This window comes from Alteromonas sp. AWJ4_197 (assembly GCF_056160285.1).
On record NZ_JBSWWW010000005.1, the window covers coordinates 180,829 to 201,964 of the forward strand.

20 protein-coding genes are annotated in these 21,136 nt (G+C 49.6%); 19 read left to right on the forward strand and 1 reads right to left on the reverse strand.

Annotation, left to right across the window (positions count from 1 at the left end; translation table 11 throughout):
• Window positions 1–146: 146 nt before the first annotated feature.
• The 9 genes from ACXAGC_RS12480 (at window position 147) to flhB (ending at window position 7,691) form a co-directional block, all read left to right on the forward strand.
• Complete coding sequence (locus tag ACXAGC_RS12480) at window positions 147–2,132, forward strand: flagellar hook-length control protein FliK (protein ID WP_474844664.1); 1,986 nt, start codon at window positions 147–149, stop codon at window positions 2,130–2,132.
• Window positions 2,133–2,217: 85 nt separating this feature from the next.
• A complete protein-coding gene (gene fliL / locus ACXAGC_RS12485) occupies window positions 2,218–2,775 on the forward strand; it encodes a flagellar basal body-associated protein FliL (RefSeq protein ID WP_474844665.1) in 558 nt (185 codons plus the stop codon).
• 12 nt (window positions 2,776–2,787) lie between these two features.
• A complete protein-coding gene (gene fliM, locus ACXAGC_RS12490; RefSeq protein WP_474844666.1) occupies window positions 2,788–3,846 on the forward strand; it encodes a flagellar motor switch protein FliM in 1,059 nt (352 codons plus the stop codon).
• Between the two features lie 27 nt (window positions 3,847–3,873).
• Entirely contained in the window at window positions 3,874–4,281 is a 408-nt protein-coding gene (fliN, locus tag ACXAGC_RS12495; protein ID WP_119500572.1) for a flagellar motor switch protein FliN, read from the forward strand.
• 28 nt (window positions 4,282–4,309) lie between these two features.
• Window positions 4,310–4,729, forward strand: coding sequence for a flagellar biosynthetic protein FliO (fliO, locus tag ACXAGC_RS12500; protein WP_474844845.1), 420 nt, complete (start codon window positions 4,310–4,312; stop codon window positions 4,727–4,729).
• A complete protein-coding gene (fliP, locus tag ACXAGC_RS12505; RefSeq protein ID WP_303574368.1) occupies window positions 4,716–5,483 on the forward strand; it encodes a flagellar type III secretion system pore protein FliP in 768 nt (255 codons plus the stop codon). The genes fliO and fliP overlap by 14 nt, the downstream gene beginning before the upstream one ends.
• Window positions 5,484–5,493: 10 nt before the next feature.
• Window positions 5,494–5,763, forward strand: coding sequence for a flagellar biosynthesis protein FliQ (fliQ, locus tag ACXAGC_RS12510; RefSeq protein ID WP_119500574.1), 270 nt, complete (start codon window positions 5,494–5,496; stop codon window positions 5,761–5,763).
• Between the two features lie 12 nt (window positions 5,764–5,775).
• The gene (gene fliR, locus ACXAGC_RS12515) at window positions 5,776–6,558 is read left to right on the forward strand and encodes a flagellar biosynthetic protein FliR (RefSeq protein ID WP_119500575.1); all 783 of its coding nucleotides are present in this window, start codon (window positions 5,776–5,778) and stop codon (window positions 6,556–6,558) included.
• An 8-nt stretch (window positions 6,559–6,566) separates the two neighbouring features.
• The gene (gene flhB, locus ACXAGC_RS12520; RefSeq protein WP_474844667.1) at window positions 6,567–7,691 is read left to right on the forward strand and encodes a flagellar biosynthesis protein FlhB; all 1,125 of its coding nucleotides are present in this window, start codon (window positions 6,567–6,569) and stop codon (window positions 7,689–7,691) included.
• 13 nt (window positions 7,692–7,704) lie between these two features.
• On the opposite strand, the gene ACXAGC_RS12525 is transcribed toward flhB, so the two are convergent.
• Window positions 7,705–9,522: a sensor domain-containing diguanylate cyclase gene (locus tag ACXAGC_RS12525; protein ID WP_474844668.1), complete on the reverse strand. Its 1,818-nt coding sequence runs from the start codon at window positions 9,520–9,522 to the stop codon at window positions 7,705–7,707.
• A gap of 238 nt (window positions 9,523–9,760) precedes the next feature.
• On the opposite strand from ACXAGC_RS12525, the gene flhA reads away from it, so the two are divergent.
• From flhA to ACXAGC_RS12575, 10 genes are read left to right on the forward strand one after another with little or no spacing between them, the layout of a single operon-like run.
• A complete protein-coding gene (flhA, locus tag ACXAGC_RS12530; protein WP_474844669.1) occupies window positions 9,761–11,863 on the forward strand; it encodes a flagellar biosynthesis protein FlhA in 2,103 nt (700 codons plus the stop codon).
• Between the two features lie 29 nt (window positions 11,864–11,892).
• Window positions 11,893–13,338, forward strand: coding sequence for a flagellar biosynthesis protein FlhF (flhF, locus tag ACXAGC_RS12535; protein WP_474844670.1), 1,446 nt, complete (start codon window positions 11,893–11,895; stop codon window positions 13,336–13,338).
• A complete protein-coding gene (locus ACXAGC_RS12540; protein ID WP_119500580.1) occupies window positions 13,335–14,201 on the forward strand; it encodes a MinD/ParA family protein in 867 nt (288 codons plus the stop codon). The genes flhF and ACXAGC_RS12540 overlap by 4 nt, the downstream gene beginning before the upstream one ends.
• Window positions 14,198–14,926, forward strand: a complete 729-nt coding sequence (locus ACXAGC_RS12545; protein ID WP_119500581.1) for an RNA polymerase sigma factor FliA — start codon at window positions 14,198–14,200, stop codon at window positions 14,924–14,926. The genes ACXAGC_RS12540 and ACXAGC_RS12545 overlap by 4 nt, the downstream gene beginning before the upstream one ends.
• Before the next feature lie 47 nt (window positions 14,927–14,973).
• Window positions 14,974–15,357: a chemotaxis response regulator CheY gene (gene cheY / locus ACXAGC_RS12550; protein WP_119500582.1), complete on the forward strand. Its 384-nt coding sequence runs from the start codon at window positions 14,974–14,976 to the stop codon at window positions 15,355–15,357.
• 34 nt (window positions 15,358–15,391) lie between these two features.
• Window positions 15,392–16,138, forward strand: coding sequence for a protein phosphatase CheZ (locus ACXAGC_RS12555; RefSeq protein ID WP_474844671.1), 747 nt, complete (start codon window positions 15,392–15,394; stop codon window positions 16,136–16,138).
• Between the two features lie 12 nt (window positions 16,139–16,150).
• Window positions 16,151–18,436, forward strand: a complete 2,286-nt coding sequence (locus ACXAGC_RS12560; protein WP_474844672.1) for a chemotaxis protein CheA — start codon at window positions 16,151–16,153, stop codon at window positions 18,434–18,436.
• Between the two features lie 25 nt (window positions 18,437–18,461).
• On the forward strand, window positions 18,462–19,610 hold the full coding sequence (locus ACXAGC_RS12565) for a protein-glutamate methylesterase/protein-glutamine glutaminase (protein WP_474844673.1): 1,149 nt from the start codon (window positions 18,462–18,464) through the stop codon (window positions 19,608–19,610).
• Window positions 19,611–19,632: 22 nt separating this feature from the next.
• Window positions 19,633–20,397 carry a ParA family protein gene (locus ACXAGC_RS12570; RefSeq protein ID WP_119500586.1) on the forward strand — a complete coding sequence of 255 codons (765 nt, stop codon included), beginning with the start codon at window positions 19,633–19,635 and terminating at the stop codon, window positions 20,395–20,397.
• Window positions 20,398–20,404: 7 nt separating this feature from the next.
• Window positions 20,405–21,136 carry a chemotaxis protein CheW gene (locus ACXAGC_RS12575; protein ID WP_349585124.1) on the forward strand — a complete coding sequence of 244 codons (732 nt, stop codon included), beginning with the start codon at window positions 20,405–20,407 and terminating at the stop codon, window positions 21,134–21,136.

Here is a 21,136-nt window from a genome sequence, read left to right on the forward strand (position 1 = left end):
CGGTGCTGTAATTAATTTCTTCTTTAAAGTCTGAAACCGGCGATCTGGAACAGGTTTTGCGTAGTTGTTAACGTGAAAGTAACTAACCCGCAAATACCACTGTTTTTTGACAGAAATACGGGGTTTCCGGGAAGAGGATTAAGATTATGATGCAACAAGTTGCCACTCAGCGTTCAGAAATTGCCGCTTTGCCGATAGATATCGATACATCCGCCGGTGTATCGACGTCTGACGGACAGCAACAGGCCTTTGCTGATGTGTTTAACCGCGCTGCCACACCGGCAGAGCAAGCAAGAAAATCCTCTTCTGCCAGCCTGCGTCCTGACAATACTACAGACGCCAAATCCGCGGACAGTAAACGCAGTGTCTCCTCCCGTGATTCACAAACAAGCCGTGAGCCCATGGAACGGAATAAAAACCATGTGGCAGACGAACACAAAGTGACTGAATCTGCGCAAACTGCCGCAAAACAATCTGCTAAAGAAAAGGCAGACGTTGAGAAAAGTAATGCATCTGAAAACGGTGACGCAAATGCCGCTGTAGCAGCAGAGGCTGAGTCAGAAACAAACGTGGAAAGCACCGCCTCTGCAGATACGCAGAGTGCCACTGACGAATCCGGTGATGCCACAGACTGGCTGTCTTTTGTTGATGCCGTGCGGCGTCTGAACGAAGGTGAACTTAACACCGGTGCACAGGTAGAAGGTGATGTCACTCTGGCTACCAGTGTTGAAGCGTTGCCGGAGGAACTGCACCTTGACGCATTGATCAGCGGCGAAGAACTGTTTGCCGGTAACGGCAGTGATGAGCTTGAAGCGTTGATCGCCAGCTTGAAAGAGGCGCAAAAAACGCAATCCGGAACGGGTGAAAGCAATGAAGTTGACGGCAGTGAGTCATTACAGGCCCTTGCTGATGCCCTCACCGAAGCCGCCAAAGCGCTGATTGCCGCACAGGAAGAGGAAAGCGCTGCCGCCGGGGATGCAGAAATCTCAGATGAAGAGGCAATGAAGCTGGCTGCCGCCATGATTGCTGCTATGAATAAGGCGTCAGGCAAAGGTGTGAACAAAGCGGCCTCAGAGAATGCTGAAAATGCCGGACTGACTGAAAGTGAACTGGAAGCAGAAGCTGCCTTGCTGGTTTCTCTGATGAAAGCAGAAATGAGCGGCGAATCCGGTGCGGATAATCAACAAAGCGGGAAAGAACAGCAAACACTGAACAACAGTGCATCTGCGAATGCTGAAGCGGGTATTGTCGCACAAAGTGCAGCCGGCGAGTTTGCCAAAATGCTGGCGTCATCATCAGAAGAATCACAGACACTGGTGACAGACAACCTGGCTGATAAGGTGGTGGCTATGTTACCCGATAACGCCAGTGAAGGTCAGAAAGCAGAGGTAAAACAAGGCGTCATCGACGCTGTTAAGCAGTTTCAGGCTCAGTTGCAAAGCGGCAGTGAACAACAATCAGCGCTGGAAGCGATGATTGCCGGTGCCATAGAAGAAGCCGGGGTGGCGCCGGTGGAGAACCTTGAGGTCATGCTGCAAACTGAAATGAGACAACTCACTGCCATTACGGGGACCGCTTCGCAACTGGCGCAGGGCACCACAGTGACAGCTCTGGCATCACTTCATTCGGGCTCAGATACTACCGTAGCTGATATTCAGCAGGCCCGGACTGAACGGTCAGCCGCTCAACAGGTCGCTGATGCAGACAAGCCGGTGAATATTCATCAACCGGAAGGTCAGCAGCAACTGGCTGAGAAAGTACGCTGGATGGTCAATGCCAGAAATTCCATGGCGGAAATCCGCCTCGATCCGCCGGAATTGGGCAGCATGCAGGTGCGGGTGAATGTATCCGGTGACGCAGCGACGGTAAACTTTGTCGTACAGTCAGCGCAGGCCAGAGATGCTCTGGCTCAGGCCGAGCCACGGCTGCGTGAAATGCTGGCAGAGCAGGGAATTAATCTGGGTGAATCTTTTGTCAGTCAGCAACAACAAGGCGGCAACGGTGAAGGTGGTGAAGGCAGTCAGCAGGGGGGCGGAAATGGCCAGCTTGCACAGGAAGCCGGCGAAGACACACAAGTAACAGAACAATCGCTTACCCGCCAGGCACAGGGCGGAATTGATGACTATGCTTAACCATGAGCAGACATACGCAATGGTTATTGCCAATTGTCTGTAATTCACCATAATACTCGCCAAAATGGTTAACGGGGAAAGCGCAATGGCTGATGAAGAGTTACAAATCGAAGAAGAAGGTGGCGGCAAGAAAAGTAAGATGATGTTGATCATCATTATTGCTGTGGTATTGATTGGTGGCGGTGCCGGCGCTTATTTCTTTCTGTTTGCCGGTGGTGATGAGCCTGCAGCAGAAGCATTAGCTGAAGATGAAGAGGGCGCAGCCGCCGAAGGTGAAGGCGAAGCACCGGAAGCTGCTCCGGCATCAGGTTCAGCGGAAGTGGGAACAGCCTTGTATGTTGCTTTACCGCAACCCTTACTGTTCCATATTCCGGGCAGTGGCCGTGAGCGTACGGTACAGATTAAAATTCAGTTGCTGGTCAGGGGCACTGATAATGAAGAAACTGCGAAAGTGAATATTCCGCTTATCCAGGGGCGTTTATTGCAGGTATTCAGTAGCAGTAATGCCGATGATCTGGTCACAGAAGCAGGTAAAATCGAATTGCGGGAAAAAGCCCTTGAAGAAGTACAGTCGGCCATGAAGGAATATACAGGGTCAGAAGTGGTTGAACAGGTATTGTTCACAGGTTTCGTGATGCAATAACGGGTTATCACAGTGAGCGATTTATTATCACAAGACGAAATTGACGCGCTCTTACACGGTGTCGATGATGTCGAAGAAGAAGATGTATCGGACGCACCCTCCGACAGATCTGCGCTGGAATATGATTTCTCCTCGCAGGACCGGATTGTACGTGGCCGTATGCCAACGCTGGAAATTGTTAACGAGCGTTTTGCCCGGCATTTGCGGGTGAGCTTGTTTAACATGATGCGACGGTCTGCCGAAGTCTCTATTAACGGCATCCAGATGATCAAATTCGGCGAATACATTCACACGCTGTTTGTACCCACGAGTCTGAACATGGTGCGCTTCCGTCCGTTGAAAGGAACGGGGCTCATCACCATGGAAGCCCGGCTGGTGTTTATTCTGGTGGATAACTTCTTCGGTGGTGATGGCCGCTATCATGCGAAAATCGAAGGTCGCGAATTTACGCCTACTGAACGGCGTATTATTCAGATGTTGCTGAAAATTATTTTCGAAGACTACAAAGAAGCCTGGGCGCCGGTCATGGATGTCTCTTTTGAGTATCTGGATTCTGAAGTTAACCCGGCCATGGCTAACATTGTCAGCCCCACGGAAGTGGTGGTTATCAGTTCTTTCCACATAGAACTGGACGGCGGCGGTGGTGACTTCCACGTGTCGTTGCCCTATTCCATGCTGGAACCTATTCGTGAATTACTCGATGCCGGTGTGCAATCTGATAAAGAAGACACCGATTTACGCTGGAGTAAGGCACTGCGTGACGAAATCCTTGACGTAAAAGTGGCATTAACTACGCATATGCTGGATGTGGACGTGCCTCTGCGTCAAATTATGGAATTTAAAGCCGGGGATATCATTCCGGTGGAAATGCCGGAGCACATTACTGTGCTGATCGAAGATCTCCCCACGTTCCGGGCTAAGCTCGGACGCTCCAGAGATGCGCTGGCACTGAAGATTTCCGATAAGATCCCGCGTCCGACGTCGGTGAAATCGGAACTGCAATTATTAACCCGCGGCGGGCGCGTTATTGATAACGACGCTGAGCTGCAAGTACTTGAAGAAGATCTGTAGTGACGATCTTAGTAAGAGGGCAAAGTCATGAGTGATAATGACGGAATGGACGACTGGGCCGCAGCCATGGCCGAGCAGGCTGATGCTGAAGCGGGCGAAGGTGAAGGTGGCGATGACGTTCAGGTTGCTGAATTAGATGAGCTGACCGATGATGCGCCGATTACTCAGGAAGAGAAAAAGAAACTCGATACCATTTTAGATATTCCTGTGACCATTTCTATGGAAGTGGGACGCAGCCAGATAAGCATCCGTAACCTGCTACAATTGAACCAGGGTTCCGTGGTCGAGCTGGACAGGGTGGCCGGTGAACCACTGGATGTTCTGGTAAATGGCACGTTGATTGCTCATGGAGAGGTAGTAGTGGTCAACGATAAGTTTGGTATTCGGTTAACGGATGTTATCAGTCAAATCGAGAGAATCAAAAAGCTTCGCTAAAACGCTTTCTAAAACAGGGGGTTGCATTCTGCTGCCCCTGTTATTTAGCCATCAGGCCTGTGCTCAAAGCACCCAGTCAATAACTAATCCCACGTCTGTACTGTCAATTTTCCTGTCATTGCTGGTGGTTGTCGGCATTATATTTTCCCTCGCCTGGCTTATGCGCCGGTTTAATGTCACTCATGCTGCGAATGGGCAGATGAAAGTGGTTGCCAGCATGATGGCCGGTGCCAAAGAGCGCATTATGGTTATTCAGGTGGGTGACGAGCAGCATCTCATCGGCGTTACTGCTCACAACATCAATCATCTCAGTAAACTGGAAACGCCATTAGCACCTGCCGGAAACGGACAGGAGAATAACGGTGCCGATTTTCGTCAGAAGCTGGTTAAAGCTATGGCTGGCGCCATGAATCCGGCAGTGAAAGGAGAGGGCAATGATAAACAATAAATGGTTATGCCGTTTTCTGACACTCTGTCCGGTGTTATTTCTTCTGGCTCTGCCTGCCAGTGCCCAGCAGGGGATTTCTGCTGTCACTGTGACCACCAATGCGGACGGCACGCAGGATTATTCAATGACGTTGCAGGCATTGTTCATCATGTCTGCGCTGAGCCTTATTCCTGCGTTTATTATGATGATGACGTCTTTTACCCGCATTATCGTAGTATTATCCATTCTCCGTCAGGCCATCGGCCTGCAACAGTCTCCTTCCAATCAAATTCTTATCGGCGTGAGCCTGTTTCTGTCTATGTTTATCATGACGCCGGTGTTTGAAGAGGTAAACGAGCGCGCCCTGCAACCTTATCTGAACGAGGAAATGACCTCCCGCCAGGCGCTGGAAGAAGCAGCAGAACCCATGCGGGCGTTTATGTTGTCACAAACCCGGGTGAAAGATCTGGAAACCTTTGTCCGTATTGCCGGCGATGAAGACAAGTATGATGAACCAGCAGATGTGCCGCTGACCATTCTTATCCCGTCATTCGTGACCAGCGAGCTGAAAACCGCATTTCAAATCGGCTTCATGTTGTTTATTCCTTTCCTCATTATCGACCTGGTCGTGGCATCCATTCTTATGGCGATGGGTATGATGATGCTGTCGCCGATGATTGTTTCACTGCCCTTCAAATTAATGCTGTTTGTACTGGTGGATGGCTGGAATCTGATATTCGGCACCCTGGCAACCAGTTTCGGCATGGGCGTTTAGGAGACAACACATGACACCTGAAGTCTTTGTTCAGATTCTCCGTGAATCCATGTTTATGGTTATCCTGCTGGTGTCTGCGGTGATTGTGCCCAGCATGATTGTGGGTCTGATTGTGGCAGTATTTCAGGCGGCCACGTCAATTAACGAACAGACAATGAGTTTCCTGCCCAGACTTATCGTGACCTTGCTGGCACTGGCGTGGGGAGGTAACTGGCTGGTGGAGCAACTGATGGACTTTACCTTTCATATGGTCAATCAAATCCCTCAGGTCGTCGGGTAAAGGTTACGTTCCGTGAACGTGGATTTATCTACCATTAATCAGTTTCTGGCTGATATGTTGCTGCCGTTTATGCGCATCAGCGGCATGTTTGCAGCCATGATTGGATTAAGTGCCAAATCTATCCCCCAGTCGGTAAGAGCCCTGCTGGCTATCTTTCTGACCCTGGTGATTATGCCGGTCGTTAAACCGGTACCCGTGGACGATTTGGTCGGCGTAGGATCTTTTCTGATGGTTATTCAGCAGTTGCTGATTGGAATCGCCATCGGGTTTATTTCTATGATGGTCCTGAACACCTTTGTTCTGGCAGGTCAGATCATCGCCATGCAAACCGGTCTGGGGTTCGCCTCCATTGTCGACCCGGTAAACGGAATTAACGTGCCGGCAGTCGGTCAGTTTTATCTCATCCTGGCGACGTTGCTGTTCTGGACCGTTGACGGCCATCTGGCCATGATCCAGATGATTGTTATCAGCTTTGATGCGTTTCCCATCGGCGAAGCCTGGTGGACAGCAGATCAGTTCCGCGATATCGCAGAATGGGGCGGCTGGATGTTTGTGTCTGCGATTACGTTATCGCTGGCGCCTATCGTGTCACTGCTGATCGTGAACCTTGCGTTCGGGGTGATGACCAAAGCATCGCCACAGTTAAATATTTTCAGCATTGGTTTTTCCATTGCACAAATCATGGGGTTAATCATTATCTGGATTACCCTCGATAATTTTACGTCCCACTTTGCCACCCAGTGGCAACGTGCTCAGCAATTCATGTGCGAGTTGCTGATGATCTGTCCCGTGTGAGGTAGACGATGGCTGACGAACAGGAAAAAACAGAAGACCCCACGGGGAAAAAACTCGACGACGCACGAAAAAAAGGCCAGCTGGCCCGGTCCAGAGAGTTATCTACGACACTGGTTCTGGTGGTCAGTGGCGTCATGTTTCTTGTCATGGGAGGCACCATCGCACAGGCTATTTTCGGCATGATGAAAAACATGTTCCAGCTTTCCCGCGACCAAACCTATGACGCAACTCACATGTTTGGTGCCTGGGTTTATGGTTTTTCTGCGGTGGCAGCGCCTGTTTTACTGTACATGGTCGTGGCGATGGCCGCCGGTATTTATGGCTCTATCGCGCTGGGCGGATACAATTTCACCTGGGAATCGGCGTCGCCGAAAATGAATAAGCTGAATCCGCTAAACGGCTTTAAGCGCATGTTCGGTATTAATGGCCTGGTGGAACTGCTTAAGTCCATTGCCAAGTTCTTCGTTATCGGTTCCATGGCACTGGTATCGTTAATGTACTTTCAGGATGAAGCACTGCATCTTGACCTTGAGCTGTACCCGAATAATTTGTTCCACGCACTGAATATGCTCGAATGGGCGTTTTTCCTGCTGACACTGGGCATGATCCCCATCGCTATTTTTGATGTGCCGTACCAGCTGTACAAGCACAACAAAGAAATGAAAATGTCAAAGCAGGAGGTGAAAGACGAACGTAAAAATGCCGAGGGTGATCCTCAGGTGAAAGGACGTATTCGTCGCCTGCAATATCAGGCAGCAGCCCGCCGGATGATGCAGGAAGTACCGAAAGCGGATGTGGTTGTGACTAACCCGACGCACTATTCCGTGGCACTTAAATACGATGATAACGGCGGCAGAGCGCCAGTGGTGGTGGCAAAAGGAATTGATGAATTGGCCATGCACATCCGTAAAATTGCCGGTGCCCATGAAGTGCCTGTTGTGCCGTCACCCATGCTGGCAAGGGCTATTTATTATTCCACTGAAGTTGAGCACGAAATTCCCCACAAATTGTTCATGGCGGTGGCACAGGTACTGGCGTATGTGTATCAATTACGGGCATTTAAGGCGGGTAAAGGCAAACGTCCTAAACCACTTAAGAAAGACTTGCCGATCCCACCTGAACTCAGACGGTAAACCCGTCAGTACTTTAATCTACAGTAATGATGGCGTCGCGGCCTTTTTCTTTGGCCTGATATAATGCTTTGTCGATGGCTTCAAGTTCTGCGGCCATCGTATCCGGTCCGGTAACGTATCCTATCCCGCCGGATACCGTGAGCGGGCCCAATGCATAGGGAAGCGCATTACCTGCCGCTTTCAGGGCTGCTCTGAATTTGTTTGTAGCAGCTTTTGCCTCTGTAATATCTGCATCAGGGAATATGAGTAAAAATTCTTCACCCCCTATTCTGCCTGTAATATCGGTTTTTCTGAAATTGTCTCTGACCAGAGCGCCAAAGGTGCGTAATACTTCATCACCGGCAGCGTGACCAAAATTATCATTTACCTGTTTAAATAAATCGATATCGAGAAGGGCGACAGCAAGCTTTTTGCCGCAGGCCCCGGCGATGTCAGTCTGTTCTTCCAGTAATTTAAAGGTATGCTGGCGGTTTAGCAGAGATGTCAGGCTGTCAGTCATCGCAATCTGTTCCAGTTTATGCTGATACCTGGCGCGCTTTTTCTGCAAAATAACCAGTGCCACGCACAGACTGAAAAGTAAAACGAGCGCCGATATCATAAAGAAGCCCCGCTGGCGCTCGGTTTTTATGCGCAACTCCTGAGCTTTCGTCATCGCTTTGAGGGCGGCATTTTCCTGATTTTTCTTATCAACGTCGAAAAGAGTCTGCAGTTTGAACAGCTTTTCAGCACTGATTTCATTCAGGCGCTTTACTTGTTTATTGCGTGCGTCTTCAAGAGTTTGATAAGCCTCGCTGTAGTTGCCTAACGCCGCCTGAATTCTTGATTCCAGTAACCGTGACTCAATCATTTCTTTGGGCGTAGCGGATGCGGAGATCGTTTCTGCGCGGGCCAGAGTATCCAGTGCGGTGCCGAAGTTGCCGGTATGATAATGGGCATTTGATAAGCCCCGTAAAATGTCCCCGTAATACTGTTCAGACGGCAGTATTTCCTGAATCGCCGTTAAGTGCTGGTAAATAGCCAGTGCCTCTGCAAAGGCTTTCTTTTTCATCAGCCTGTCAGCGTCAAGAAGTTGTAATTCAACCTGTGCGTTTTTGTCTGCCAGTTCGCGGGCAATGGTCATCGCTTCGTCAAAGTAACGCTGCCCTGCAATTTCGTCGCCCGTTGAGAAGTAAGAAAGAGCAAGCTTGTGTAACAGGTTTTGCTGATTAACCCGGTTGTGCCTGGCGATGGCAAATTCCAGTGCCTCCTGCAAATAGGGAAGGGCATTGTCGTACTGTTCAGCCTGCTGAAATACCGATGCAATAAGACCGGCTATGTGAGCAGGCGGGATTTGAGTAGCGTTCTCCGATGCAATTCTGTGGGCAATGATCAGCTTTGTCAGCGCGGCCTCCCGGTTTTGTAGTGATTGCTGAATTAATCCTTCCGTCATTAATGCACCGATGTACAGCTGGGTGACAGTCTGCTGCTGCGCCCACTCACTGACGACAGCAACATAATGCAGAGCCAGTACCTGGCGGTCTGTTTTTTCGTAAAGTTGCGATTTTTGCAGCAGCAGACGGTGATAAAGCAATGGTTCGCCTATTTGATCTACGTTTTCAAGCCCCTGTTCCAGAAGAGACTCTGAGCGGCTGAAATCACCCAGTTTCATGTAAAAGTACGACAGCAGATATTGAATAGTGGCAGGCGTATATTCGGGCAGGACATCATCAAGCATCTCTTCCAGACCGAGCACGGTTTCCTGCGGGTGCTGATGAAAAGACTTAATGACGCGGATAACCGCATCGTCGGGCGCAGATACCTGTGCCGGTGCCGCAAAGGTGCAATCAGACATACATATCAGGCCTGTCGCGGCGACAACAGGAAGAAAATAATTCTTAAATGCAATATATCGCTGTTTTAACGGGTATTCCGGCACATGATGTCCTGAGCATGTCTCATCCAGTTTAACTATAGTTCAAAAAACACTGGCGGGCACACGCAGACAAACATTTTCAAACTGGCACATTAGTTGAACTGACACTGACAGACACGAAGTAAGCGTCAATTTTCTGTTAGCGAGAGCAAATTTTATGCAGCTATCCGGCTATCTGCAGCGGTTCGACAAAAACCAGATTCAAAATATCACCAGTGGTCTGGGGGCGCCTGTCGTTTTGCTGGCGATCATGGGCATGGTTATTTTGCCAATGCCGCCCTTTCTGCTCGATGTTCTTTTCAGTTTTAACATCGCCCTCAGTCTGGTCATTATTCTTGTAGCTGTATTTACCCAAAAGCCGGTGGATTTCGGTATATTCCCCCTGGTTTTGCTGATTGCTACGGTGTTGCGGCTGGCATTGAATGTTGCCTCGACGCGGGTCGTTTTGCTGTATGGTCATGAAGGCGGCGATGCTGCGGGGAAGGTAATCGAAGCCTTCGGAGCCGTGGTTATTGGTGGTAACTATGCGGTGGGTGTGGTGGTATTCGCCATCCTGCTCATTATCAACTTCAAAGTAGTGACAGCCGGTGCCGGCCGTATATCTGAAGTTAGCGCCAGATTTACACTTGATGCCATGCCCGGTAAGCAAATGGCCATTGATGCCGATTTGAATGCCGGCTATATCGATCAGGATGAAGCCCGCAAGCGCCGTGAAGAAATCACTGCAGAAGCAGACTTCTATGGTTCGATGGATGGTGCGTCAAAATTCGTTAAAGGTGACGCGGTAGCCGGTTTGTTCATCATGATGATTAACATCGTCGGTGGTTTATTTATCGGCATGATTCAGCATGACTTGTCCTTCGGAAATGCGCTGGAAGTTTACACTATCCTGACCATCGGTGACGGTCTGGTTGCCCAGATCCCATCCCTGTTGTTGTCGGTGGCAACGGCAATTATCGTCACCCGTGAAAACGAAACCCAGGAAATGGGTAAGGAAATCCGGTCACAGCTGGGTAATCAGCAGGCTCTGTATATTGCCGCAGCGGTGCTGTTTGTCATGGGGATTGTGCCCGGCATGCCTCACGTGGCCTTTCTGGGATTCTCTGCTATTGCTGCCGGTTATGCATACTGGCAAGGTGTGCAGGCGAAGAAAGCGGCAGAAAAACCGGCTGTGCCGGCCAAAATGGAAGGTGGTGCTGACCAGCCTGCTCCGGAAATTAAAGAGCTGGGTTGGGATGACGTACAGCAAGTTGACACTATCGGCCTTGAAGTAGGTTACCGGCTCATTCCGCTGGTGGATAAATCACAGGGCGGCGAATTGCTTACACGTATAAAAGGTGTGCGGAAGAAACTGTCTCAGGAACTGGGCTTTCTGGTTCCGCCGGTGCACATCCGCGATAATCTGGATCTCGACCCGAATGCTTACACGATCTCCATGCTGGGTGTGACCATCGGCGATGCGCAAATCAGTCATGATGAAGAGCTGGCGATTAACCCCGGGCAAGTGTTCGGTAAGCTGGAAGGACGGGCGACTAAAGACCCCGCTTTCGGACTGGATGCCGTGTGGATACGGCCGAATCAGCGGGAGCATGCGCAAACCCTTGGTTACACAGTAGTGGACGCAGCTACTGTAGTAGCGACACACCTCAGCCAGTTACTCAGCAACAATGCTTACCAGTTGCTCGGTCATGAAGAAGTGCAGCAACTTCTCGATATGCTGGCGAAATCCAGTCCTAAACTGGTGGAAGGGCTGGTACCGGATATTCTGCAGCTGAGCACCGTAGTAAAAGTACTGCAAACCTTATTGTTCGAAGGCGTTCCCATCCGCGATATGCGTACTATCGTTCAAACCTTGTCGGAATACGGCCCCCGCAGTCAGGATCCGGATGTGCTGGTATCGGCAGTGCGTATTGCGCTGAAGCGTTTGATTGTGCAGGAAATCAGTCAGGGAGCGAAAGAAGTGCCTGTCATAACTCTGGCACCAGAGTTGGAACAGATGTTGCACCAGTCACTTCAGGCAGGAGGAGAAGACGGCGCCGGCATCGAACCGGGACTGGCAGACCGGCTCCAACAATCCCTGCAACAGGCCGCACAACAACAAGAACTGAATGGCGAGCCTGCGGTACTGTTGACGTCAGGCATGTTAAGACCTGTGCTGTCACGCTTCCTGAAGTATTCGGTAGCTGGCCTGCATGTGTTGTCTTATCAGGAAATCCCTGATGACAAACAAATCAAAATTGTCAGCTCTGTGGGTCAATAATCTGACGCCGGGTGAGTGAAGAGGTTGAGATGAAAATCAGACGGTTTTTTGGCAAAGATATGCGGGAAGCATTAAGCCAGGTAAAAGCAGAATTGGGCAGTGACGCCGTAATCATGTCGAATCGCAAAGTGGCAGACGGTATTGAGCTGGTCGCCGCTTACGATAAAGAGCCGGATGCAAAAATAAAACTCAACACCCGCCATGAATCAGGTAAACCAGCTGCACAGAAGGGGACGCCAAGCCTCAGCGAAATTATCGGTGACGACGGTCCGGATACTTTACGGGCGTTACTTGAAAAGCAGGCTGCAGAAAAAGCTACGGCTGCCGGAAGGGACGGTCAGAACCCTGCTGTTTCTCCTGCACCACAAACATCGTCTGCCTTCGCCGGAGAAACCCGTGGAGTCAATTCACAACCCGTTGCATCTCACAACGAAGAGGCATTTTCATTTGCGGATGTATTTTCTGCAAAAGAACCCAAGCCTGCACCGGTATCTCAAATGAACCCCGACTTTAAAGCGGCGGAAAGTCAGCAGTCTGCCGGTGCCCCTGCCAGTGAGCTGGATGCGATAAAAGAGGAACTGGCTTCTCTTCGCAGCGTTTTACAATATCAGGTCGCAGACTTGATGGATGCTAAAAAGCAGCGTCAGCGTCCCGTACACAGCTATCTGACTCAGTGTTTAACCGGTATGGGGCTGAGTGCTTCACTGGCTGAGCAACTGGTGCACTACACCCCTTCTCAATACACCGAGCGGGAAGCATGGATTTACCTTCTCAACCTTTTGGCTAATCGCCTTAATGTTTCCGGTAATGATATCCTGACCCAAACCGGTGTGGTTGCTCTTGTTGGTCCAACGGGAACAGGCAAAACCACGACTGTTGCTAAATTAGCAGCACGCTATGCGCAAAAATACGGTGCTGATCAGGTGGCTATGATCACTATCGATACCTACCGTATTGCCGCTTATGAACAGCTGGCAACGTATGGCAAAATTATTGGCTGTACCACAAGGAAGGCGCAAAGCAGTGAAGAATTAGCCGAACTTCTCTTCCAGTTACGCCATAAGCGTCTAATATTAATAGACACGGCTGGTTTCAGTCAGCGCGACAGTCGTTTAATTAAACAACTTGGTCAATTTAATCACGGACAAATGCAACCTGTCCGTAAATACCTGGTTGCGCAGGCAAATACCCAATATCCTGCATTGCAACGCATCATTGAAGCGTATAATTCCGTTAAGCTTGACGGATGTATCTTCACGAAAGTTGATGAATGCTACAGTTTGGGTGAGGTTTTAAGTGTTGCTGTTGAACAGCAATTGCCAGTTAGTTATGTGACCGACGGGCAGCAGGTACCTGAAGATATTAAAGTTGCTGATGCAAAATCTCTCGTATCTGCCGCTGCAAAGCTTTATAAAAAGTACGGTTTGAATCATACTAAGCGTAATCATGAAGTTAATTCAGTTCAGGCAGTATGATCGAAGATCAAGCGAGTAGCTTACGAAAGATGAATCAATCACGCCTCATAAAGGTTATTGCCGTTACCGGCGGCAAAGGTGGTGTTGGTAAAACCAACATTACATTAAACACGGCGATTGCTATGGCCAAGCAAGGTAAGCGGGTCATGGTACTCGATGCCGATTTAGGATTAGCGAACGTTGACGTCATGCTGGGTCTGCGTGTTGAGAAGAACCTTTCTCACGTATTGTCCGGTGAATGCACACTTGATGATGTTCTGGTAACCGGACCTCACGGTATTAAAATCGCTCCGGCGACTTCAGGTACTCAGGCAATGACTGAGTTATCGCCCACAGAACATGCCGGATTAATCCGTGCTTTCAGTGAGTTGCGGTCGCAGATTGACGTGCTGATTGTAGATACCGCAGCCGGTATTTCCGATATGGTACTGAGTTTCTCCCGTGCCTCGCAGGACATCATGGTCGTGGTTTGTGACGAACCGACTTCTCTGACCGATGCCTACGCATTGATTAAAATTTTAAACCGTGAGCATGGCGTGTTCCGTTTTAAAATTGTGGCAAACATGGTTAGGGACATCCGTGAAGGGCAGGAATTATTCAGCAAGTTATCAAAAGTGACAGGCAGATTCCTGGATGTGGCACTAGAATTGGTGGCAACTGTACCTTTCGACGAAAATATTCGTCGGGCAGTCAGAAAGCAAACCGCTATTGTGGATGCATTTCCCGGTTCTCCTGCGGCCGTAGCGATTAGTCAGTTAGCCACCAAAGCGCTTAACTGGCCGGTACCGGCTCAGCCGGGTGGTCACCTGGAATTTTTCATTGAACAACTGGTGACGAAGCAAGCAGTAGGAAGCCAACGTTGAATAGTAAAGCGGCAGCTTACCAGCAGCAGACCGACAAGTCGCAGCTGGTCGAGCGCCATGCATCCCTTGTAAAACGTATTGCCCATCACCTGATGGCGCGTTTGCCTGCCAGTGTGCTGGTGGATGACCTGATTCAGGCAGGGATGATCGGATTGCTGGAAGCCGCCAGAAATTTCGACGGCTCGAAAGGGGCCAGTTTCGAAACCTTCGCAGGCATCCGTATTCGTGGTGCTATGCTGGATGAAATCCGTAAGGGCGACTGGACACCCCGTTCAGTGCATAAAAATAGCCGTGCAATTACGGAAGCCATAACACAAGTTGAAAGAGAAACTGGCAGAGACGCGCGTGATACAGAAATTGCTGCTAAGCTAAATGTCAGTATTAATGATTATCATCAAATGCTTAACGAGGTGAATGCCGGTAAACTTGTCGGTATTGAAGACCTGGGTGTGTCAGAAGATGTAATCAGCACAGAACAGAATAAAGGTAATGATTCACCCCTCGAAGATTTAATGCAGGGGGCGTTTCAAAAGGCGTTGGCGCATGCCATCACAACATTACCTGAACGGGAAGCAATTGTACTGTCCCTGTACTATGATGAAGAACTGAATTTACGTGAAATCGGTGAAGTTCTTGAAGTCAGTGAGTCAAGGGTCAGCCAGATTCATAGCCAGGCCATGTTAAAACTAAAAGCCCGAATGCAATCATGGCAGGCAGAAGAATAAAACATACTAATATTAATAACGATTGATAATCCTCACCGGAGGCTATTTTGGACAAGAGTATGAAAATTCTTGTAGTAGACGACTTCTCTACTATGAGACGAATCATAAAGAACCTGCTTAAAGATCTTGGATTTTCCAATATTCAGGAAGCTGACGATGGAAGTACGGCCCTCCCCATGCTCCAGCAAGGCGACTTTGAATTTGTCGTGACCGACTGGAACATGCCAGGTATGCAGGGTATCGACCTGTTACGCGCTATTCGTGCAGACGACAAACTCAAGCACTTGCCAGTATTAATGGTGACAGCTGAAGCGAAAAAAGAGCAAATCGTTGCTGCAGCACAGGCAGGTGTAAACGGATATGTTGTGAAGCCTTTCACAGCCGCTACACTTAAGGAAAAACTCGATAAGATTTTTGAGCGTTTAGGTTGATCCAGCCGCTCCCGCCAGAGAAGAGGATTACTGGATGTCTCCTACTAAAAAAGTCCCTATTTCGCTCGAAGAAGCAAAACAGCTGGTAGCATATCTTGAGCAGGGCGATGACGACTCCGCCAGCGCCCTGCTTGAAGCCGTATCTGCCAAAGAGTCTGTCGAACTTTTTGCTGAAGTTGGCAAACTTACCCGTCAACTTCATGACGCCCTCAACACCTTCCAGTTAGACGAGCGAATTGCTGGTCTGGCTAATGATGATATTCCTGATGCGCAAACGCGTCTCACCTACGTTATTGAAGAAACTGAAAAAGCGGCTAATACTACAATGGACGCTGTAGAGTCCTGTATGCCCATTGCTGAATCTTTATCAGACCGGATCACAACTCTTGAGCCTGAATGGCAAAAGCTTATGACCCGTCAGATTGAGCTCGGTGAATTCAAGAGTTTATGTATGGATATCGACGCCCTGTTTAAGGACATGTCGAAAGATTCTTCTAAACTTAACAGCCTTTTGACCGAAGTATTAATGGCACAGGGTTATCAGGATTTGACAGGCCAGGTTATTCGCAGAGTGATTGACCTGGTGAAAGAAGTCGAAGACAGCCTTGTGAACATGCTGACCGTGTTCGGTGAACGGGATGCACCTGTTAAAGCACAGAGCACCACGAACAAGCCGGACGCTGTTGAAGCGGAAGGGCCAATCATGAACGCTGAGAAGCGGGATGACGTAGTACAAGGCCAGGATGACGTGGATGATCTCCTGTCGAGCCTTGGTTTTTAGGGGAGCGAATGAATGTCGTTTGATGTTGATGAGGATATATTACAGGACTTTCTGGTCGAAGCCGGAGAAATCCTGGAACAATTACAGGAACAGTTAGTTGACCTGGAGAATAATCCGGAAGACGCTGACCTCCTCAACGCGATTTTCCGTGGATATCACACGGTAAAAGGTGGCGCAGGTTTCTTATCTCTGACTGAACTGGTTGAGATTTGTCACGGCGCAGAAAACGTCTTTGACGTAATGCGTAATGGCCAGCGTACACTGACGCCGGAATTAATGGATGTCATTCTGCAAGCGACAGACGTCGTAGTGGAAATGTTTGAGCGGGTAAAAGCCCGTGAACCACTCGAAGCCGCTGATTCAAATCTTGTTGATGTTCTGCATAAGTTGAGCAAGCCAGAAGCCCCCGGCGAAAATATTTTTGGCGGGGAAACGGCAGCACCAGCAGAAGAAGTGCCGGTAGCAGAAGAACCTGAGCTGATTTTTGAAGAGGTACCGGTTGCACCGGAAGCCGCCGCTGTTGCTGAGCCTGCCGGCGATAACAGCATTGAAGATATCAGCGAAGATGAATTTGAAGCGTTACTGGACCAGCTGCATGGTTCCGGTGCGCCCGGCAGACCGTCAGCAGATGCACCTTCTAAGCCAGCTGCACCTGCGCCCGCTCCGGCAGCAGCGGCTGGCGGAGATGGTGAAGATATCACCGATGATGAATTTGAGGCTCTGTTAGACGAGCTTCACGGTAAAGGACAGTTTGGTGGCGATGCCGCACCTGCCGCTACACCAGCGGCCGCAGCTCCGGCAGCGGAAGAGGCTGCAGCCGGTTCTGACGGTGACGAAATCACCGATGACGAATTTGAAGCTTTGCTTGACCAGTTACACGGTAAAGGTCAGGGACCCGGCATTGCCGGTGGTGTTGAAGTAGACACTCAGGCAACCAAAGCCGTTCAGGCTGCCAAAGCGGAACAGTCTAAACCTGCAGAGCCTGCCAAGCCGGCTCAACCTGCTAAAGCTGCGGCACCTGCTCCGGCCGCAAAATCGGCTCCGGCTGCGCCAGCCGCACCCGCTGCACCTTCAAAGCCCGCAGCGCCTGCTGCCAAAGCTGCACCTAAAAAAGAAGAAAAGGCCCCGCAGGCAGAAACTACTGTTCGGGTAGACACCAAACGCCTTGACCAGATTATGAATATGGTCGGTGAGTTGGTGCTGGTTCGTAACCGCTTGTTAAGCCTTGGTATTAATACCAATGACGAAGATATGTCGAAGGCTATCGCGAACCTGGATGTGGTGACCGGTGATCTTCAGGGCGCGGTAATGAAAACCCGCATGCAGCCCATTAAGAAAGTCTTCGGTCGTTTCCCCAGGGTTGTCCGCGACCTTGCCCGTAGCCTGAAAAAAGAAATTACCCTTGAGCTTGAAGGGGAAGAAACGGATCTGGATAAGAACCTGGTTGAGGCGCTGGCCGATCCCCTGGTTCACCTGGTGCGTAACTCCGTCGACCATGGTATCGAAATGCCGGATGACCGTGCTAATGCGGGTAAACCGCGCATGGGTACAGTGAAACTGGCTGCATCACAGGAAGGCGATCATATCCTGCTTACTATCACCGATGATGGTAAAGGGATGGATCCGGAAAAGCTGAAAGAAATCGCTATCAGTCGTGGTGTGCTTGATGCTGATGCGGCCGCCCGTATGTCCGACGTGGAAGCATTTAATCTGATATTCGCGCCGGGCTTTTCAACCAAGACAGAGATCAGTGATATCTCCGGTCGTGGTGTGGGCATGGACGTGGTTAAAACCAAAATCAACCAGTTGAATGGTACCGTAAACATTGATTCTCATCTGGGCAAAGGTACCCGGTTAGAAATCAAAGTACCGTTAACGCTCGCAATCCTGCCAACTCTGATGATTGTTGTCGGTCAGCAAACCTTTGCATTGCCATTGGGCGCTGTTAACGAAATTATCAACATGGACATCAAGAAAACCAATACGGTAGATGGTCAGTTGACGATGATTGTCCGCTCTAAGGCTATCCCGTTATTCTTCCTTGGTGAATGGCTTATCCGCGGCCCGAAAAATATCGAGAAAGAAAAAGGTCATGTTGTTGTAGTACAAATTGGTACGCAGCAGGTGGGCTTCGTGGTGGATGCACTGATTGGTCAGGAAGAAGTGGTGATCAAGCCACTGGATGCCTTATTACAAGGTACACCGGGTATGGCTGGTGCAACCATTACGTCGGATGGCGGAATCGCATTAATCCTTGATATCCCGAGTCTGCTTAAGCGATATGCGCGCAGGTCATAGTCGCTATTAAAGGAACATCATTACTATGGCTTTTAAAGTCCTTGTTGTGGACGATTCGACGTTTTATCGTCGTCGTGTACGCGAAATTCTGGATGAGGACAGAGAACTCGAGGTTGTTGGCGAAGCCAAAAACGGTGAAGAAGCGCTGGATATGCTGATTAAGTTGTCACCCGACGTAGTGACAATGGATGTGGAAATGCCGGTTATGGACGGTATTTCCGCTGTAAAAGCGATCATGCAGAAACGCCCTGTACCTATTCTCATGTTTTCGTCTCTAACACATGCCGGCGCGCAGGCAACTCTGGATGCGCTTGAGGCCGGTGCGCTGGATTTTCTGCCGAAAAAATTTGAGGAGATTTCTAAAGAGCGTAAAGAAGCTGTTGGCTTACTACGGACCAAGGTACGTTTACTGGCGCGACGGGGAGTTGGCATACGCCGCCCTGTTATCTCCAGAAAAGAACCTGTGGCAAAGCCCGCTCCTCCAATGCCTGCCAATGCCCCCAAGTCGACGTTTTTTAAAAGCTCGTCTATTCTCACCGGACGTACTGAAACTGCATCCCAGCCTACTGTTTCTAAAGTCAAGGCATCAGGAAAGCGGTATAAATGTCTGGCCATCGGGGCTTCTACAGGTGGTCCTGTGGCATTGCAAAAAGTGTTGTCAGGGCTGCCGGCTAACTTTCCTTATCCGATTTTATTGGTTCAGCATATGCCAGGCACGTTTACTAATGCGTTTGCCCAGCGGCTGAATAATAATTGCGAAATTTCGGTAAAAGAAGCTGAGCACGGGGATATTCTTAAACCCGGTTGTGCTTATCTTGCGCCCGGGGGCAAGCAAATGGTGGTGGAGTCTATATCACTGCCAAATATTGTTATCCGTGATGCCCATGAACATGAGAAAGATACCTACAAACCCAGTGTGGATATTACACTTAACAGTCTGGTGGATATTTACGGCGGCGATGTACTGAGTATTATTCTGACGGGCATGGGATCTGATGGACGTGAAGGCTGTGAAGCACTTCACCTTAAAGGCGCCAAAGTGTGGGCGCAGGATCAGGACACCTGTGTGGTATACGGTATGCCACAAGCGGTAGCGAAAGCGAACATCGCAGAAAAGAGCATAGCCATTGATAATATCGCTTCGTGCATACTCACGGAAATGATGCAGAAATAGTTCAGTCAGCAGGAGTTGAAGGTTGAAAATATGGACGATTGCTAACCAGAAAGGCGGGGTAGGGAAGACCACTACCACCGTGACGCTAGGCGGCATTCTGGCGCAACAGGGAAAGCGCGTTCTGCTTATTGATACCGACCCTCATGCATCGCTGAGTTATTATTTTGGTATGGATGCCGAGGAGCTAAATGCTTCTGTTTACGATATTTTTATTAATCATGAACAGATTACTGCCGATAGAGTGCTTGACTGTTTATGTCCGACAAAATTAGACAGTCTGTATATTTTGCCTGCCTCAATGGCACTTGCCACGCTGGACAGGCAAATGGGTATGCAAAACGGTATGGGGCTTATTCTCAAAAAAGCACTGGATACTGTACGCAACGAATTTGACTACGTATTGCTGGATTGTCCGCCGGTTCTGGGCGTGTTAATGGTTAATGCGCTGGCTGCATGCCATAAAGTCATTGTGCCCGTGCAGACCGAATTTCTGGCATTAAAAGGCCTTGACCGGATGATCCATACACTTGAGATTATGGGTCGTTCGTTAAGAAAAGAATTTGATACATTGATAGTGCCGACTATGTTTGACCGCCGGACTAATGCGGCCATCCAGGCACTACAAAAACTGAACGAAGATTACGGTGATAAGGTTTGGCACGGGATGATTCCTGTAGATACCCGCTTCCGTGATGCCAGCCAGGCGCAGTCGCCTGCGTCTGTTGTCTATCCGAAAGCACGGGGCGTTTACGCCTACACCAAATTGTTAGATGAACTGGAGCAGTGAGTCACCTATGAGTAAAAGTACGCCCTTCGCCCGCGAAGATGTGATGCAGGCGTATCTCGACAGCTTGTTACAAAGTCCGGAAGATCCAGCTGAAGTAACGGCTAACACTGCCCGTTTGCTGGAACAGGCCACGGCGGACATTATCGCCAAAGAACCTGTGGTTGCTCCTGTGGCTGAGCCGGTCATAGCGCCGCCAGTCACTGATGATGTTACGGAGACGGCCGTTGAACAACTGAGCGGGGCAGTACCTCCGCCGGTCAAAACCACGCCTGTGAAAGACATGCTGGAAAATCGTTTTCAGGCATTGTTTTTTGAAGTGGCGGGGTTAACGCTGGCTGTACCGCTTATCACTTTAGGTGGCATTCACCGGATTGAAAAAGTGGGTGGGCTGATAGGAAAACCCAAATGGTTCAAGGGCGTAATGCTTCATCGTGATCAAAAAATAAACGTTGTCGATACTGCAATGTGGGTTATGCCAGAAAAATACGACCAAAATCTCGCAGAAACGCTAAACTATCAGTATCTTATTATGTTAGGGGACAGTTTGTGGGGCTTAGCCAGCGACAAACTGGTCAACACCGTTACATTGACCAGGGACGAGGTAAAATGGCGTGAGTCAGGAGGCAAGCGTCCATGGTTAGCGGGCATGGTAAAAGAAAAAATGTGTGCGTTAATAGACGTATATCAGTTAATCGCAATGCTAAATAGCGGCTTAGGCAGTAACGACCAGACGCCATAG

What these genes read in the sequence shown, in the direction of transcription:
- ACXAGC_RS12480 (WP_474844664.1), top strand. Translation starts at nt 147, where the DNA reads ATGATGCAACAAGTTGCCACTCAGCGTTCAGAAATTGCCGCTTTGCCG.
- fliL (WP_474844665.1), top strand. Translation starts at nt 2,218, where the DNA reads ATGGCTGATGAAGAGTTACAAATCGAAGAAGAAGGTGGCGGCAAGAAA.
- fliN (WP_119500572.1), top strand. Translation starts at nt 3,874, where the DNA reads ATGAGTGATAATGACGGAATGGACGACTGGGCCGCAGCCATGGCCGAG.
- fliP (WP_303574368.1), top strand. Translation starts at nt 4,716, where the DNA reads ATGATAAACAATAAATGGTTATGCCGTTTTCTGACACTCTGTCCGGTG.
- fliQ (WP_119500574.1), top strand. Translation starts at nt 5,494, where the DNA reads ATGACACCTGAAGTCTTTGTTCAGATTCTCCGTGAATCCATGTTTATG.
- flhB (WP_474844667.1), top strand. Translation starts at nt 6,567, where the DNA reads ATGGCTGACGAACAGGAAAAAACAGAAGACCCCACGGGGAAAAAACTC.
- ACXAGC_RS12525 (WP_474844668.1), bottom strand. Translation starts at nt 9,522, where the DNA reads ATGTCTGATTGCACCTTTGCGGCACCGGCACAGGTATCTGCGCCCGAC.
- flhA (WP_474844669.1), top strand. Translation starts at nt 9,761, where the DNA reads ATGCAGCTATCCGGCTATCTGCAGCGGTTCGACAAAAACCAGATTCAA.
- flhF (WP_474844670.1), top strand. Translation starts at nt 11,893, where the DNA reads ATGAAAATCAGACGGTTTTTTGGCAAAGATATGCGGGAAGCATTAAGC.
- ACXAGC_RS12540 (WP_119500580.1), top strand. Translation starts at nt 13,335, where the DNA reads ATGATCGAAGATCAAGCGAGTAGCTTACGAAAGATGAATCAATCACGC.
- ACXAGC_RS12555 (WP_474844671.1), top strand. Translation starts at nt 15,392, where the DNA reads ATGTCTCCTACTAAAAAAGTCCCTATTTCGCTCGAAGAAGCAAAACAG.
- ACXAGC_RS12560 (WP_474844672.1), top strand. Translation starts at nt 16,151, where the DNA reads ATGTCGTTTGATGTTGATGAGGATATATTACAGGACTTTCTGGTCGAA.
- ACXAGC_RS12565 (WP_474844673.1), top strand. Translation starts at nt 18,462, where the DNA reads ATGGCTTTTAAAGTCCTTGTTGTGGACGATTCGACGTTTTATCGTCGT.
- ACXAGC_RS12575 (WP_349585124.1), top strand. Translation starts at nt 20,405, where the DNA reads ATGAGTAAAAGTACGCCCTTCGCCCGCGAAGATGTGATGCAGGCGTAT.